A 15,635-nucleotide genomic window follows, 5' to 3' on the forward strand; every position below is an offset into this window, starting at 1 on the left:
GGGCCGTGGGCGGTGAATGCATGGTACCCGCGCCCGGAGCCGGCAACATGCCTTTTGACACAAGTGCGGGCGCCGCCGGCCGGGTTACCCTCGGGCCCTTGTTTGCCTTACCGGAGTCCCTGCCTTGACCACCCGCCTTGCCCTTGCCGTGGCCATGTCCCTCGGCCTTGCCCTGCCCGCCTTCTCGGCCAGCGCCGTCACCCCGTCTGCCAGCACCCATGCCCAGCAGGCCAATCCGTTCTTCGCCGAAAGCCCGCTGCCCCTGCATTATCCGCAGTTCGACAGGATCAAGGACAGCGACTTCGCCCCGGCCTTCGACGCCGGCATGGCGCAGCAGCTGAAGGAAGTGGAGGCTATCGCCAACAACAAGGCCAAGCCGACCTTCGACAACACCATCATCGCCCTGGAAAAGAGCGGTGACATCCTCGACCGCGCGACCACCGTGTTCTTCAGCCTGGTCGGTGCCGATACCAACGACACCCGCAAGAAGCTGCAGGCCGACTACTCGGCGAAATTCGCCGCGCACAGCGATGCGATCGCGCTGAACGGCAAGCTGTTCGCCCGCATCCAGGCGCTGTATGACACCCGCAGCCAGCTGGGCCTGGACGCCGAAGGCGTGCGCCTGGTCGAGAAGTACTACGACAACTACGTGCGCGCAGGCGCCAAGCTGTCCGAGGCCGACAAGGCCAAGCTGAAGGAGATGAACGCCGAGCTGGCCAACCTCGGCACCAAGTTCAGCCAGAACGTGCAGTCGGAAGTGAACGCTTCGGCAATCACCGTCGACGACGTCAAGGCGCTGGACGGCCTGTCCAAGGAGCAGATCGCCGCCGCCGCCGAAGCCGCCAAAGCCCGCGGCCAGGACGGCAAGTACGTGATCACCCTGCTCAACACCACCGGCCAGCCGCCGCTGACCAACCTGGCCAACCGCGCCCTGCGCCAGAAGATCTACGAAGCGTCGGTCAGCCGTGGCAGCCGTGGCGGTGAGTTCGACAACACCGCGCTGGTCTCGCGCATCATGCAGCTGCGTGCCGACAAGGCCAAGCTGATGGGCTTCCCGAACTTCGCCGCCTACAACCTGACCAACCAGACCGCCAAGACCCCCGAAGCGGTCAACGCAATGCTGGGCAAGCTGGCCCCGGCCGCGGTGGCCAACGCCAAGCGTGAAGCTGCCGACCTGCAGGCGATGATCGACCAGGAACAGAAGGCCGCCGGCAAGCCGACGTTCAAGCTGGAACCGTGGGACTGGGCCTTCTACAGCGAGAAGGTGCGCCAGGCCAAGTACAACTTCGACGAGTCGCAGCTGAAGCCGTACTTCGAAATGAAGAACGTGCTGGAGAACGGCGTGTTCTACGCCGCGGGCCAGGAATTCGGCCTGACCTTCAAGCAGCGCACCGACCTGCCGGTCTACCACGATGACGTCACCGTCTACGACGTGTTCGACGCCGACGGCAGCCAGCTGGCGATCTTCATCTTCGACCCGTATGCACGCGCCTCCAAGCGCGGTGGTGCGTGGATGAACTCCTACGTCTCGCAGTCCAAGCTGACCGGCTTCAAGCCGGTGGTCGCCAACCACCTGAACATTCCGAAGCCGCCGGCCGGCCAGCCGACCCTGCTGACCTGGGACGAGGTGAACACCACCTTCCACGAGTTCGGCCACGCCCTGCACGGCATGTTCTCCAACGTGAAGTACCCGTACTTCTCGGGCACCTCGGTGCCGCGTGACTTCGTCGAGTTCCCCTCCCAGGTCAACGAGATGTGGTCGGACAACCCGGTCATCCTGAAGAACTACGCCAAGCACTACCAGAACGGTTCGGCGATGCCGCAGGCGCTGCTGGACAAGGTGCTGGCGGCGGCCAAGTTCAACCAGGGCTTCGCCACCACCGAATACCTGGGCGCGGCGATGCTGGACCAGAACTGGCACCAGATCGGCCCGGACCAGGTGCCGGCGGCCAAGGACGTGATGGCCTTCGAGCGCGCCGCACTGGAGAAGGACGGCATCTACTACGCTCCGGTTCCGCCGCGTTACAAGACCCCGTACTTCAGCCACATCATGGGCGGCTATTCGGCCGGCTACTACGCCTACATCTGGTCGGAAGTGCTCGATGCCAACACCCAGAAGTGGTTCAAGGACAATGGCGGCCTGAGCCGCAAGAACGGCGACCACTTCCGTGCCACCCTGCTGTCCAAGGGCGGCAGCGTCGACGCGATGCAGCTGTTCCGCGATTTCGCCGGCCACGAGCCGCAGATCGAACCGCTGCTGGAAAAGCGTGGCCTGACCGGCGCCGGCAACTGATCGCCAGCGCAGTCGCCTGAAACGAAAACCGCCCGGGAGACCGGGCGGTTTTTTCGTTGAGGTCATCGCCGGAACAATCGTTCCCACCATCGTTTCTGCGTGGTTGCCGCCGGAGCCGTATCCGTATCCGTATCCGTATCCAGGGTTTCCGGCACGAACTGCGCCAGCTGCGCCGCGACGGCCTCTGCGTACAGCAACGCGCCATCGGGGGCGCAGTTGAGCAGATTGCTCATGCTGGTCGATGCGTTGAGGTCCATCGGATTCGGCTCGACCACCTCGCTTGCTTCCAGCAATCCGCATCCCTTGCCGATGGCATCATCGACAACGCTCCAGAACACGGCCAGTCGACCATCGGAGAACAGCTCGTGCAGACGCGCGCGCAGGTCATTGTCCGTGGCGTAGTCCGCGCGCATCTGCTTCAGCCGGTCATGCGTGATGAACACACCACCACCGTAGTTTTCGCGCAGGTGGTTGCCTGCAGCGGCGTCCGCCCACTGTGGCGGCACCAGTTGCCGCCAGTCCGCGAAATAGCGGGCAACCACCGGATCGTCGATGAAGAACGAAAGGGCGCTCCCGCGAAGATAGTGATACCGGCGCAGGTGACCGGCCACGATCGCCAGGTACAAAGCATGCCCCTTCTCGAAGGGCACGTCTGCGCTGATCGAGCGAGCCTCGTCGATGCGTTCCTGCAGCTGCTCCATGTAGAACGGCTCGATCCGGAATTGCTGCTGCAGCGGCTCAACCAGCGTCGCGTCCTCCAGCGCACGGAAATAGAGGCCACGGATTTCCGAGTCCGCGACTGGATGGTAGGTGATGTCCCAACCCATGCTGCAACGCCTTCAGGAATGCGGTAATGCCGCCGACCCAACAGCTTAGCGTCGTCGGCACCCTTGCGGAGAGCAGACCGTGCAATACCCGTAGTCAACGTCAATGAGTGTCGTATCAGGCCTGATCTATCCCTCTCTCCCGACGCAACACTACCGTGGCGCCACGTACCCGCCCGGCACGCCTTCCGGCGACAGCACCAGCTGCCACAACTGCGCATGCCGGCAACGGAAGGTCGCCATCGACCCGGCCAGGTAGAAGCGCCACATGCGGCGGAAGTGCTCGTCGTAGCGCGCATCCAGCCGTGGCCACGCCGCCTCTACGTTGCGCCGCCAGGCCTGCAGGGTCAGGTCGTAGTCGGTGCCGAAGTTGTGCCAGTCCTCCAGTACGAAACGGCCTTCGAACGCCCGGGTGATCTGCACCGCCGACGGCAGCATCGAGTTGGGGAAGATGTAGCGCGCGATCCACGGATCGGTGCGATGCCGGGAGATGTTGGTACCGATGCTGTGCAACAGCAGCAGGCCGCGCGGCGACAGGCAGCGCTTGGCCACCTCGAAGAAGCCCGCGTAGTTCTTGTCACCGACGTGCTCGAACATGCCGATCGAGAAAATCGCATCGAACGGTTCGTCCAGCTCGCGGTAGTCCTGCAGTCGGATCTCGATCGGCAGGCCTGCGCACAGGTTCCGCGCGAACTCGGCCTGCTCCTGCGAAATCGTCACGCCGACGCCGCTGACACCGTAGCGCTCAACGGCGAACTTCAGCGCTTCACCCCAACCGCAGCCGATGTCCAGCACGCGCTGGCCCGGGCGCAGGCCCAGCTTGCGGCAGACCAGGTCGAGCTTGGCTTCCTGTGCGGCGTCGAGATCATCGGCGTTGCGCCAATAGCCACAGCTGTAGACCAGGCGCTGGCCGAGCATGGCCTGGTAGAGATCGTTGCCCAGGTCGTAATGACGGCGCCCGACCTCGTAGCTGCCCTGCCCCGCCTGCAGGTTGAACAGGCGCGCCTTCAGCGCATCGGCCACTTCGCGCCAGCCGTGCACCCGTTCATCCAGGTGCGCCTGCATCAGGTGGACGAGGAATTCATCCAGGACGTTCGCATCCCACCACCCTTCCATGTAGCTCTCGCCCAGGCCGAGCGACCCGTGGCCCATGACCCGCGCGAAAAAGCGCGGGTCATGCACCTGGATGTCCTGTGGCTGGGTACCGCCGATGCGGACCCCGGCTTCGTGGAGCAGGCCGGCGACCCGCTCCTGCAACCCTGTATCCACGCCACCTCCTCGACTGCGGTCAACCGCGTGCGAACAGCTCCACGTAGTCCTTGGCCACGTGCGGCAACAGCACCGCCGCCGGTACATCGGCGGTCTGGGTGCCGTCCGAGTATGGACCCACCTGGTACGGAGGGAAAACAAACCGCAGCGCGGTGATCTGCCCCTTGTCGTCGGTCAGTGGCTGGAACTGGCTGAAATTGTCGGCCTGCGGGCCAGTACCGTCGGCGATCATGCGCGATGCGTTGCGCAGCGATTCCTGCAGTTGGGCCGGGTCCATGTCCTCGCCGCTGAGCCGCGTGGCCACGCGTTCGCGCAGCTGGTCGGAGACGAAATCGCTGATTGCCTTCCAGCCCTTGGCATCGGTCACCAGCTTGTCGGCACTGAGCATCTGCTGCTGCTGCGGCAGCCATACGAAGCGCGCCACCAGCGGTTCGCCATGGGCGCCACCGGTGTAGCGGCTGCCATCGGCACTGACCACCACCAGCTGCGGGGTTTCCAGCAGCTTCTCGAAGCTCAGCGACAGCTCGTAGGGCATGGTCGGCTTGTCATTGCCCAGCCCGTCCAGCGCCTGCTGCAGGTCACTGCGTGCACTCGTCGCATAGCTCTGCAGCGCGCGCGCCAGGCCGGGGTAGCGGTCGATACCGGCCGGGTAGCTGATGCCCACCACTTCGCGCTCGTTGTTTTCGATCACGTCGCGCAGGTCCAGCGGCGCTTCCGTGGCCGGCGTCTCGCCGGCGGCGGTGGCCTCGGCGGCGGGCGCCGCGTCGGTTACCGGCGCCGGCTCGCTTTCACGCTGGCAACCGGCCAGCAACAGCACGCCCACCACGCCGGCCAGCACGCTGCCGTGCAGTGGCCGGTTGTTTCCAATCTTCATCGGGATCCCCTGTTCATGTTTGTACATCATCGCCTGCCATGGCTGAAGCGTGGCCCGCTGGCATTCAGCCAACGAGCAGGTCGTGGTACTCCTCGTGCCGCTGCAGGAAGGCCTCGGCGTAGGAACATGCCGGCACCACCTTGTACTTCTGCTCGCGGGCGAAACGCAGTGCCACGCGGGTGAGTTCACCGGCGATGCCACGGCCGGCGATCGGCTCAGGCACCTCGGTGTGGGTGATGACCATGCGCTTGCGCTTGATCTGGTAGTCCAGCACCGCCAGCTGTCCTCGCACACGGGCGGTGAAGCGGTGGTTGGCCAGATCGTGTTCGACCTCGTAGGCCAGACCGGGGGGCGTGACCGAAGCCATGGAACTGTCTCCTGCGGCGACTGCGTGGATGGTGCGCAGCCGGGCGCCATGATCGCGTGAAGCCTGAACAGGGGCAAGTCCAGTCCATTCACGTCAGTTTTCGCCCTCAAGCTGGAGGGGCGCCGGCCGCTATCGCCTATGGCCGGGTACGGCCAGGCTGGCACGACCCTTGCGACCGTTGATCATGCTCACCACCGTGGAGGCTCCCATGCACGCCAGCGATTCCCATTCCGATACCGACCGCGCCCTGCTGGAGGGCCTGCTGCAACTGGCGGTGGAAGGGCAGACCGAGGATCAGGATTTCCAGCGCATCGGCGAGGAAGTATTCGCCCGCCTGCTGGATACCTACGGCCACACGACCCAGGCCTGAAACCGGATACGCCGGGGTCGGATCCGCAGGATCCGACCCTGGCACGCTTCAGCCGCCCAGGCGGAAGGTCGGGTTGGAGAGTTCGCGCAGGAAGTGGTTGAAGATGCTCGGCTGCATGGCCAGCATGAAGATCACGCCGAACGCCGCACCTGCCAGGTGCGCGCTGTGGTTGATGCGATCGCCGCCGCGCTTGTCCATCCAGATGCTGTAGCCGACGTAGAACGCGGCATAGATGATCGCCGGTGCCGGGATGAAGAACACCAGGATGATCGACCACGGCTTGATCAGGATGAAGGCGAACAGGACCGCCGACACCGCACCGGATGCCCCGAGGCTGAGGTAGTTCGGATTCTTCTGGTTCTTCAGGTAGCTGGGCAGGATAGAGACCAGCAGCGCGCCGATGTAGAACGCCGGGTAGGTCAGGTAGCTGCCGGTCAGCTGCACCATCACGCTCTCGATGAATCCCCCGAAGAAGAACAGGGTGATCATGTTGAAGATCAGGTGCGACCAGTCGGCGTGGATGAAGCCATAGGTCACCAGCCGGTCGTACTGGCGATGGCGGTCGACGGCCGGCGGCCACAGGATCAGGCGATCGGCCAGCTTGCGGTTGTTGAACGCCATCCACGACAGGATGGCGGTGATGGCGATCAACAGCAGATTGACGGGGGTCATGTCAGGCTCAGGCGCTACGGTAGTTGTCGACCATACGATAGCGTTTCGCGTACCAACCGAAGGCCAACGCCGCGACGAAGGCGAAACCGGCGAAGAAGAACATCAGGAACGCCGCTTCGCTCAGGCCCGTACTGGCGATCCTGTGGGTCACGGCATCGTTGCGCACGGCAGCGTTCGACAGCAGCACCCACAGGTTGCCGATGGTGGTGGTCAGGTTCCAGAAGCTCATCACCACGCCCTTCATCGCCTGCGGCGCCTGGCTGTAGGCGAACTCCAGGCCGGTGGCCGAGACCAGCACCTCACCGAAGGTCAGCAGCGCATACGGCAGCATCTGCCAGAAGATCGACATGGCGTTGCCGCCGTCCATCACCACCTGGATGCCGCCGACCACGATCCAGGCCAGGCCGCTGAAGGCGATGCCGGCGGTCATGCGGCGCAGCGCGGTCGGCTCGAGGCCGAAGCGGCGCAGGGCCGGGTACAGCACCAGGTTGTTGAACGGAATCAGGATCATCACCAGCAGCGGATTCAGTGCCTGCATCTGCGAGGCGGTGAACCAGCTCGGCATCTGCATCTGCTGGCCCTGCAGGACCCAGGTCGAGGCCTTCTGGTCGAACAGCGAGAAGAACGGCGTGGTCAGCGCGAAGATCACCAGCACGCGCAGCACCGAGCGCACGCCTTCCACGGCTTCGGCCGGATGCTGGCCGCGGGCGCGATCGAGCTGCAGCCAGGTGCCACCACCGATGCCCGCCAGGATCGACACCAGCGCCAGGCACAGGCAGATCACGATGCCCAGCGAGCCGACCAGGCCGAACGAGGCTGCAGCCAGCGCCAGGCCGAGCACGGCGATCACCAGGCCCGGACGGCCCTGGCCGGCCACGCGCGTGGTCAGCGCGGTACGCACCACGTTGGCGAACGAATGCGGATCCTTCGGCGGCAGCGGCACCAGCACGTAGCGCTTGCGGCCCAGCCAGAACACGAAGGTAGCAATGAACATCAGGATGCCCGGGATACCGAACGCCCACTGCGGCCCCCAGTTCTTCAGTACCAGCGGGATCAGCAGCGAGGCGAACAGCGAGCCGAAGTTGATGATCCAGTAGAAGGCGTCGAAGACGATCTTGGCCAGGTGCTTGTTGCTCTGGTCGAACTGGTCGCCCATGAACGAGGCCACCAGCGGCTTGATGCCACCGGCACCCAGCGCGATCAGGCCCAGGCCGAGGAAGAAGCCCTCGCGGCTGTTCTCGAACAGCGCCAGGCACAGGTGGCCGGCGCAGTAGACCAGGCTGAACCAGAGGATCGTGTGGTACTTGCCGAAGAACCTGTCGGCCAGCCAGCCACCGAGCAGCGGGAAGAAATACACGCCGATCATGAAGCTGTGCATGATGTCCTTGGCTTCACCGGCACGGCCTTCCGCAGTGATTTCCTGCAGCAGCAGCGAGGTGATCAGGAACTGCACCAGGATGTTGCGCATCCCGTAGAAACTGAACCGTTCGCAGGCCTCATTGCCGATGATGTACGGAATCTGGCGCGGCATCTTTCCTTGGCCGGCGATGGGGGCGACTGCGTCGTGGCTCATCCTGTAAGGCATTCCTGCAAAGCGAAAGGCGCAAGGTTACCGGAACCGGGGCTTGCGAAGCACGCTGCAGGGCTGCATGACAACGGTGCCAATCCATGGCAGGCAGTGCAGGCCCTGCCGGAAGTCACGGCACCTGCACGACAAAAGCGTAAACTTATCGTTATGCGCCCCCTCGCCCCCGCCCGCCTCCTGCTCAGCTGTCTCGTGCTGCTGCCGGCGTTGCAGGTACAGGCGCGGCCGCAGGCGCCGGCCGCCGCCAGTGAGAGCGCGCCCCGGCAGCTGACCGTGGCCGCGCTGGAGTTGCCCAGCCGCGATGACGCGCAATGGAAGCAACGCCGCGAGCAGGTCGCACAACTGCTGACCGACCTGCAGCCGGACGTGATCTCGGTGCAGCAGGTGCTGCAGCAGCAAGGCCGCAACCCGGCCTGCTGGCTGGCCAGCCGGCTGCGCTACAGTTGCGACTTCGTCACCGCCGACCCACCCAGCCAGCCACTGCGGCATGGCAACGCCATGCTGACCCGGCTGCCGGTGAGCGAGGACGGCGTGACCCTGCTGCATCCTCCCGGCACCTTCAGTGCGGCCGGCATGATGCGGCTGAAGCTGGGCGAGGCGCTGGTCAACATCTATGTGGCGCGGCTGCGCCCGGACCCGGACGAGGCCACCGCCCGCCAACACCAGACCAGCGACCTGATGACCTGGATCGGCGCCACCGCCGAAGGCATGCCCAGCCTGATCGCGGGCGACTTTTCGGCCAGCACGGTGGAGCTGGTGCGTAGCACGCCCGGCTTCCAGCCGGCACGGCGCAATCCCGGCGGCCGCGCCGAGCCGCCTGCAGCCAGTGGTGGCGGCGCCAGTGGCCACGGCTTGGACGTGCTGTTCCAGGTCAAGCACTTCGGCGGCATCCGCCAGCAGCCGATCCTGCTGCCCGCCGACGGCGACCTGCCCGGACTGCGCCTGGGCGTGTTGGCAACCCTGCGCCTGCAGGACGATACGGCCACTGCCGAATAGGTCGTGCCGGCCGCTGGCCGGCTCCCCGGGGACCACACGATTGCGGGCCAGCGGCCGGCGCTACCGAATGAATCCTGCAACAGGAAAGGCCGGGGTCTCCCCCGGCCTTCCCACTCATCCCATCACCGCAATCAGGCGATCGCTTCCTGGTAACGGCGCTCGACTTCATTCCAGTCGATGACGTTGAAGAACGCGCCGATGTATTCCGGGCGGCGGTTCTGGTACTTCAGGTAGTACGCGTGCTCCCAAACGTCCAGGCCGAGGATCGGCGTGTTGCCTTCCATCAGCGGGCTGTCCTGGTTGCCGGTGCTCTCGACCACGACCTTCTTGTCCGGGGTCACGCTCAGCCATGCCCAGCCACTGCCGAAACGGGTCAGCGCCGCCTTGGTGAAGGCATCCTTGAACTTGTCGAAACCGCCCAGGTCCTTGTCGATGGCCTTGGCCACGTCACCCACCGGGTTGCCGCCCGCGTTCGGGGCCATCACGGTCCAGAACAGCGAGTGGTTGGCATGGCCACCACCGTTGTTGCGCACCGGACCCTGCAGGTTCTCCGGCAACGACTTGAGCTTCTTCACCAGCTCTTCGACCGGCAGGTCAGCGTATTCGGTGCCTTCCAGCGCCGCGTTGACGTTGTTGATGTAGGTCTGGTGATGCTTGGTGTGATGGATTTCCATCGTTGCCGCATCGATATGCGGCTCCAGCGCGTCGTAGGCGTAGGACAGCTTGGGCAGGGTGTAGGCCATGATGCATCTCCTGATTGCGAGGGCACCCGACGATGTCGGGCGGTGCGCCGTGAATGATGGGGACAGACCCGCAGATTACCAAGGGGGATGTAAAGGAAATTGCGTCCTGCCAGTGAGCACGACGGCAATTGTTACGCAGCAGTGACGCGGCACCCTCCTCATGCGCCATGCAGCGCGCAGGCGCTACAGTGCGTGCACCACCCTCGCCCGCCCCTGCCCATGCGCAACCCCCGGCTGCTGATCACCGCCATCGCCCTGCTGCTGCTCGGCCTGCTCGCCAACCATTTCCTGCAGCGGCCGCCGACGCCACAGTTCGCACCGGACCTGCAGGGCACACCCGCCGCGCCTGCGCCGGCCGCGCCCGGTGCAGGTGACCACGGCCTGCCCGCGTTCCTGCCCACCGAAGCACGCCAGACCATTGCCCTGATCCAACGAGGCGGTCCATTCCCGCACCGCCAGGACGGCAGCACCTTCGGCAACCGTGAACAGCAATTGCCGCAACGTCCGCGTGGCTACTACCGCGAGTACACCGTCGACACCCCCGGCGCACGCACGCGTGGCACGCGCCGCATCGTCACCGGCGGCGATCCGCCGGAGGCGTGGTACTACACCGACGACCACTACGAATCGTTCCGCAGCTTCACCGTACCGGCCCAAGGAGCGCAGTGATGAGCCACGATGATTTCGGCCTCGGCCTGCACGACATCAATAATGCCGGCGTCTATGCCATCGACAGCGATGACATCGGCGCACTGGCCGCAGCAATGCGCGATGCCAGCCTCAAGGTGATCCGCATTGATCTGGAAGGCGTGACGGACAAGCGCACCCTGCTCGCCCGGCTCGCCGCGCAACTGGATTTCCCGGCCGGTTTCGGCGGCAACTGGGATGCACTGTCAGACAATCTGCGTGATCTGCAATGGCTGCCGGCCAACGGCTACGCGCTGTTCCTGGCCGACGTGGATGCACTGCGTGCCAACGCACAGAGGGACTTCGACACCCTGCTGGACGTGATGGATGAAGCCAGCCGCGATTGGGTCGGTCGCGATGTACCGTTCTGGGTGTTCCTGTCACAGAGCGCGTAGGGGCAACGCCCTGGTAGAGGCCGACCTTGGTCGGCATGGGCGTGTCCCCGCATGGATCATCCACGCATGGCGTGGATCTACCCGGCGCAGCTGGATGCACAGTAGATCCACGCCATGCGTGGATGCGCCGTCCTAGCGGCTCCCGTTATCTTCCTGCAGTTCTTTCTTGAACGGAATGTCCGGCGGCGGCCGTGCCACGGCCGGCTGGTCCTGCATGTTGGGGTTGGTCAGGCCACAGCCACCGCCGGCCTGCAGGATCGAAATGACGCAGGAAATCCTCGTGTTGGTGCCCGGCAGTGGAATCTCCATCGCCTTGACGCCCTTGCGCACCCATTCGGCCAGCAGCGATTCCTGTGGCACCCAGTACTTGTCGAACGACGTCGGCGTGTAGTCGTACGGCGGACGTTTCAGCCATGTGCCCGATTGCGCGATGCGCTCCTTGCTCCAGCCGTCGTTGGCGCCACCGGGCGCACCGCGCTCGGCGTGGCCATCGCCGTCCTGGCCCGGCACGCGCACGCTGCCATCGGCATTGAACAGGCCATTGCCCTTGCCGGCAGTGCTGGCCTGGCGGGCGCCACTGCTGGCACCGTCACGGTTACGGCTGGATGAACCCCAGTCGTCGCCCTTGGCAGGCGTGGCCCAGTTGCCTGGATTGGGCGCCGGGCGCGCTCCGGCGTTTGCCGTGCTGCTGGAGGCCGACGGACGCGTGCTGCTGCTCGTCTGCGCCGCGCTGCCTTGCGCCGCAGCCGCAGGCGTCACGGAGGCACTGCCACTGGAGGATGCCGGTGCCGCCGCCGGTGCCGGGGCCACTTCACGCTCCCGCACCTGTACATCACGGCCGGTGGGCGCGCGTACGGCGGGCTCACGCCCGGCCACCGCCGCCATCCGCACCTGCGGATCGGCCACGGCCTGCACTTCACGTTCACGCACCTGCACGTCCTGCTGTGGCACGCGCACCTGCATTTCAGGGCTGCGCAGCGGTTTGGGTGCGACGGGCGCTTCGACGATGCTGACTTCGCGTTCGCGCACCTGGATGTCACGCACCTGCGGCGTGCGCACGGCCAGTTCCGGGCTGCGCATCTGGCTTGGCGTCGGCGGCGCCTGCACCGGCTGCACGCTGCGCTCGCGCACTACGGGCGTGCTGTCACGCGGTACGACGCTGACTTCGGTTCGAGGCACGCTGACCGGCGGCACCACGAAATCCGTGCTGGCCTGCGCCACCTCGGTGGCCTGGACCGGTGAAGGCGGCGGCGCGGCAACCGGCGCCGGCTCGGCTTCGGCAGGCGGCGGAGGAACACTGGCGGTCGGCGCGGATGCAGGGGAAGATGCGGCGGCTTCGGCAGCCGCCGGGTGCGGGGCAGGAGCTGTGGCGGCACCCGTCTGCTGCCCCGTCGCAACCCGACCTGCCGCAGCGGCCGCAGCGACTTCGGCGCCTGGCTGATCGCCCCCGCCTTCCTGGGTCGCGCGGCCGACGAACTCCACCTGCACGCGCTCACCCTCGGCACCCTCTTCGTCTGGCGCAGTGGTGCGGATCACCGCCACCCACAGCAGCAGCATGAAGAACAGCAGGTGCAGCAGTGCGCTGATCAGTGCCGAGGTCCAGCGCATCCAGCGCTGGTCGCGCGGCGCAGCGTCCCAGTCCTGCCAGAACAGACGGCGCAACGCTTGCCACAGCGACAGCTGCGGCGATTGGCCTGGCCGGCCGGGCAGCGGACGCGGCAGCAACACCGCAATTACTTCGCCGGCATGCAACGGCCGCGGCAGCGGCCCCAGCGAGCGCAGCCACAACGCCCAGCCATAAGGCAGGCGCGTGGTCTTCTCAAGGACGGCGCGGGGCTGCTGGCGGGCCAGCAGCAGATCGATGAGTTGCTCGGCCCGGGTCAGAGGCACGCGTCAGCGATCAGGCGACGTTGTCGCGCGGAATGTACGGCGCGTGGCCGCTGTCGTGGTCGGTCGCGTCGCGCACGGCGGTCACGCCCGGCACGCGGCCCATCAGGGTCTTTTCGATGCCCTGCTTGAGCGTCACGTCGGCCATGCCGCAGCCCTGGCAGCCACCACCGAAGCGCAGCAGCACCACGCCGTCGGCCGAGACTTCCTGCACGGCCACCTTGCCGCCATGCGAGGCCAGCTGCGGATTGACTTCGTTCTCCACCACCCAGTGCACGCGCTCGACCAGCGAGGCCGCATCACCGGGCGCTTCACCCTTGATGCGCGGCGCCTTGATGGTCAACTGCTGGGCACCGGCGGTGCCGGCGACGATGTCGATCTCTGCGCCGTCGAGCCAGCCAACGCTGCCGGCATCGACATAGAGGGTGAAGCCATCGCAGTCCACCGCCCACTCGTCGCCCAGCAGGTCGGTGGGTTCGGCGAATTCCAGCCGGGCGTCGGCGCGCGGGGTACCGGGGTCGACCGCGCTCAGGCGCACGCCCATGCCAGGCACGCCCTCGCGTTCGATCAGCTTGCGGAAATGGGTCTGGGCAGTGTCGGAGATCTGGATCATCAGGCTATTCTAGCCAAGTAAGCGTCAGCCGCTCATTCGGTTTATACACCGTCCGGCGCATTGTTCAGTCAACACGAGGTGGAGATTCCCATGGCCGACCTGATTCCACTGGCCCAGGCCCGTTGCGTGCCACGCAAAGGCAGCGACCACAAGCTCGGCGAAGCCCGCCTGGCCGAACTGCTGCCGCAGGTTCCCGGCTGGGAGCTGAGCGAGGGCGGGCAGGCCCTGACGCGCACCTTCCGCTTCAAGGATTACTACGCCACCATGGCCTTCGTGAACGCGCTGGCCTGGATTGCCCATCGCGAGGACCACCACCCGGACCTGGGCGTGCACTACGACCGCGCGGTCGTGCGCTTTTCCACCCATGACGTGGGCGGTCTGAGCGAGAACGACTTCATCTGCGCGGCAAAGACTTCGGCCCTGACGGAGCAACTGCCATGAACGTACGCTTGCTGAGCCTGTCCCTGATCGCTGCGACCGGCCTGGCCGGCTGCGGCTCGTCCGAACCGCCGACACCACCGCCGCCACCGCCGACCGAAGTCGCAGCAGTGAAGACGCCGCCGCCGCAGTACCCGCTTGAACTGGCCTGCATGGGCGTGGGCGGCACCAGTACGTTCAAGGTGACCATCGGCACCGACGGCAAGCCGAGCGAGGTCGCCCTGCTGACTGGCGCGGGCAACCCGCAGCTGGACGAACTGGCCAAAACCGCCGTGCAGGGCTGGCAGTTCAAGGCCGCGACACGCAATGGCCAGCCGGTGCCGGCCACCATCCAGGTGCCGGTCAGCTTCAACCCGCCGCAGCCGAAGCCGGACCAGTGCTTCGCCATTGAAGAGCGCCTGCGCCGCGGCGGCTGATCGCACGCAACCCGACGAGGCCAGCCGGCGCCCGCCTCGCCCTCGCCGCCCCGGTCCTGTCCGGGGCGGTTGTCTGTTGACCAGGACTGCGTCGGTAGATGCTGCAGATTCCCCCCGAAAACATCTGGATTGCGCTGGCGGTCACCCTCGCGGCCGGCCTCGCCACTGCGGTCGGCAGCCTGCTGGTGCTGTTCTCGCGCCGCCCCAACCCGCGCCTGCTGGCCTTCGGCCTGGCCTTCGCCGGCGGCGCGATGGTCTATGTGTCGCTGTCGGAAATACTCAACAAGTCCATTGCTTCGTTCGCACTGGCCCATGGCGAGCGCACCGGTTTCACCTACGGCACCCTCGCGTTCCTGCTGGGCGTGATCGTGATCGTGATGATCGACCACTTCATTCCCAACCCGCATGACAGCCTGGACAAGCAGGATCCCGCGTTCCGCGAGAACAGCCGCGAGTACCTGAAGCGGGTGGCGCTGCTGACTTCCGTCGCGATCACCGCGCACAATTTCCCGGAAGGGCTGGCGACCTTCTTCGCCACGCTGGAAAGCCCGTCGGTGGGCATGCCACTGGCCTTTGCGATTGCCATCCACAACATCCCCGAGGGCATCGCGATCGCGGTGCCGGTGTACTTCGCCACCCAGAACAAGGCCTATGCATTCAGCGCCAGCCTGCTGTCGGGTCTGGCCGAGCCGGTGGGCGCGGCGCTCGGCTACTGGTTGCTGTCCGGGTCGCTTTCGCACGCCACCTTCGGCTGGGTGTTCGGGCTGATTGCCGGCGTGATGGTGTTCCTGGCACTGGATGAACTGCTGCCGGCCGCCAAGCGCTATGCGAAGGGCCACGAGACCGTTTATGGGCTGGTGGCGGGCATGGGCACGCTGGCGATCAGCCTGGTGCTGTTCAAGTGGTGAGGGGTTTGCAGCCAACGGGCTGAGCCCCCTCGCGGCTGGTACGTCCCACAGTATCGAGAGGTCACGGGCGGGTATGGGCCTACGCTGCGGATGTCCGGGTCCGCCTTGTAGCGAGCCGAGCACCGCAGGTCCGGCGAGGGCGAAGAGGCGCGGGTGTCTGAGCGCAGCGAGTTCCGCGCCGTCCCTCGGCGGACCGAGGAGCGCAGGGCACCGGCGCGCGGCGCCGGCTCGCGGATGGCGGCGTGTTTCTTTGGTTACTTTCTTTGCACGAGCAAAGAAAGCGACAAGCCCACTCTCC

17 protein-coding genes are annotated in these 15,635 nt (G+C 66.1%); 8 read left to right on the forward strand and 9 right to left on the reverse strand.

Annotation, left to right across the window (positions count from 1 at the left end):
- Nucleotides 1–124: 124 nt before the first annotated feature.
- A complete protein-coding gene (locus tag AC5P7X_RS13945) occupies nt 125–2,293 on the forward strand; it encodes a M3 family metallopeptidase (protein ID WP_171957291.1) in 2,169 nt (722 codons plus the stop codon).
- 62 nt (nt 2,294–2,355) lie between these two features.
- On the opposite strand, the gene AC5P7X_RS13950 is transcribed toward AC5P7X_RS13945, so the two are convergent.
- From AC5P7X_RS13950 to AC5P7X_RS13965, 4 genes are all read right to left on the reverse strand, one after another.
- Nucleotides 2,356–3,120, reverse strand: a complete 765-nt coding sequence (locus AC5P7X_RS13950) for a hypothetical protein (RefSeq protein ID WP_495215037.1) — start codon at nt 3,118–3,120, stop codon at nt 2,356–2,358.
- 150 nt (nt 3,121–3,270) lie between these two features.
- On the reverse strand, nt 3,271–4,386 hold the full coding sequence (gene cfa, locus AC5P7X_RS13955; protein WP_053497837.1) for a cyclopropane fatty acyl phospholipid synthase: 1,116 nt from the start codon (nt 4,384–4,386) through the stop codon (nt 3,271–3,273).
- 19 nt (nt 4,387–4,405) lie between these two features.
- Entirely contained in the window at nt 4,406–5,287 is an 882-nt protein-coding gene (locus AC5P7X_RS13960; protein WP_005417582.1) for a DUF3298 and DUF4163 domain-containing protein, read from the reverse strand.
- 37 nt (nt 5,288–5,324) lie between these two features.
- Complete coding sequence (locus AC5P7X_RS13965) at nt 5,325–5,627, reverse strand: GNAT family N-acetyltransferase (protein WP_005417588.1); 303 nt, start codon at nt 5,625–5,627, stop codon at nt 5,325–5,327.
- Between the two features lie 208 nt (nt 5,628–5,835).
- Between AC5P7X_RS13965 and AC5P7X_RS13970 the strand changes: the two genes are divergently transcribed.
- A complete protein-coding gene (locus AC5P7X_RS13970) occupies nt 5,836–5,997 on the forward strand; it encodes a hypothetical protein (protein ID WP_162911592.1) in 162 nt (53 codons plus the stop codon).
- Between the two features lie 48 nt (nt 5,998–6,045).
- Here the strand turns inward: AC5P7X_RS13970 and AC5P7X_RS13975 are convergent, their stop codons facing one another.
- Together AC5P7X_RS13975 and AC5P7X_RS13980 are read right to left on the reverse strand one after the other, a co-directional pair.
- Complete coding sequence (locus tag AC5P7X_RS13975) at nt 6,046–6,669, reverse strand: rhomboid family intramembrane serine protease (RefSeq protein WP_005417591.1); 624 nt, start codon at nt 6,667–6,669, stop codon at nt 6,046–6,048.
- A gap of 7 nt (nt 6,670–6,676) precedes the next feature.
- A complete protein-coding gene (locus tag AC5P7X_RS13980; protein WP_206620004.1) occupies nt 6,677–8,242 on the reverse strand; it encodes a POT-type proton-dependent oligopeptide transporter in 1,566 nt (521 codons plus the stop codon).
- Between the two features lie 162 nt (nt 8,243–8,404).
- Here AC5P7X_RS13980 and AC5P7X_RS13985 point away from each other — a divergent pair, with 162 nt between their 5' ends.
- Nucleotides 8,405–9,250 (forward strand): endonuclease/exonuclease/phosphatase family protein, encoded by an 846-nt coding sequence (locus AC5P7X_RS13985; RefSeq protein ID WP_032954310.1) that lies wholly within the window; start codon nt 8,405–8,407, stop codon nt 9,248–9,250.
- A 131-nt stretch (nt 9,251–9,381) separates the two neighbouring features.
- Here the strand turns inward: AC5P7X_RS13985 and AC5P7X_RS13990 are convergent, their stop codons facing one another.
- Nucleotides 9,382–9,993, reverse strand: a complete 612-nt coding sequence (locus tag AC5P7X_RS13990) for a superoxide dismutase (RefSeq protein WP_005410310.1) — start codon at nt 9,991–9,993, stop codon at nt 9,382–9,384.
- 219 nt (nt 9,994–10,212) lie between these two features.
- Between AC5P7X_RS13990 and AC5P7X_RS13995 the strand changes: the two genes are divergently transcribed.
- A complete protein-coding gene (locus AC5P7X_RS13995) occupies nt 10,213–10,662 on the forward strand; it encodes a guanyl-specific ribonuclease (RefSeq protein WP_495215040.1) in 450 nt (149 codons plus the stop codon).
- Nucleotides 10,662–11,075, forward strand: a complete 414-nt coding sequence (locus tag AC5P7X_RS14000; RefSeq protein ID WP_171957288.1) for a barstar family protein — start codon at nt 10,662–10,664, stop codon at nt 11,073–11,075. Before AC5P7X_RS13995 ends, AC5P7X_RS14000 begins: the two co-directional genes overlap by 1 nt.
- A gap of 132 nt (nt 11,076–11,207) precedes the next feature.
- Here AC5P7X_RS14000 and AC5P7X_RS14005 read toward each other — a convergent pair whose 3' ends face one another.
- Both AC5P7X_RS14005 and AC5P7X_RS14010 read right to left on the reverse strand, forming a co-directional pair.
- Entirely contained in the window at nt 11,208–12,965 is a 1,758-nt protein-coding gene (locus AC5P7X_RS14005) for a dermokine domain-containing protein (protein ID WP_111200748.1), read from the reverse strand.
- 10 nt (nt 12,966–12,975) lie between these two features.
- Complete coding sequence (locus tag AC5P7X_RS14010; RefSeq protein WP_049417239.1) at nt 12,976–13,575, reverse strand: NfuA family Fe-S biogenesis protein; 600 nt, start codon at nt 13,573–13,575, stop codon at nt 12,976–12,978.
- A gap of 90 nt (nt 13,576–13,665) precedes the next feature.
- On the opposite strand from AC5P7X_RS14010, the gene AC5P7X_RS14015 reads away from it, so the two are divergent.
- The 3 genes from AC5P7X_RS14015 to zupT all read left to right on the forward strand — a co-directional run bounded on the left by AC5P7X_RS14015 (nt 13,666) and on the right by zupT (nt 15,337).
- The gene (locus tag AC5P7X_RS14015) at nt 13,666–14,016 is read left to right on the forward strand and encodes a 4a-hydroxytetrahydrobiopterin dehydratase (RefSeq protein ID WP_021203009.1); all 351 of its coding nucleotides are present in this window, start codon (nt 13,666–13,668) and stop codon (nt 14,014–14,016) included.
- Nucleotides 14,013–14,429, forward strand: a complete 417-nt coding sequence (locus tag AC5P7X_RS14020; protein ID WP_495215042.1) for an energy transducer TonB — start codon at nt 14,013–14,015, stop codon at nt 14,427–14,429. The genes AC5P7X_RS14015 and AC5P7X_RS14020 overlap by 4 nt, the downstream gene beginning before the upstream one ends.
- A 98-nt stretch (nt 14,430–14,527) precedes the next feature.
- Complete coding sequence (zupT, locus tag AC5P7X_RS14025; protein ID WP_329842328.1) at nt 14,528–15,337, forward strand: zinc transporter ZupT; 810 nt, start codon at nt 14,528–14,530, stop codon at nt 15,335–15,337.
- Nucleotides 15,338–15,635: the final 298 nt, after the last annotated feature.

Source organism: Stenotrophomonas sp. YJH_SMC_53 (assembly GCF_059369995.1).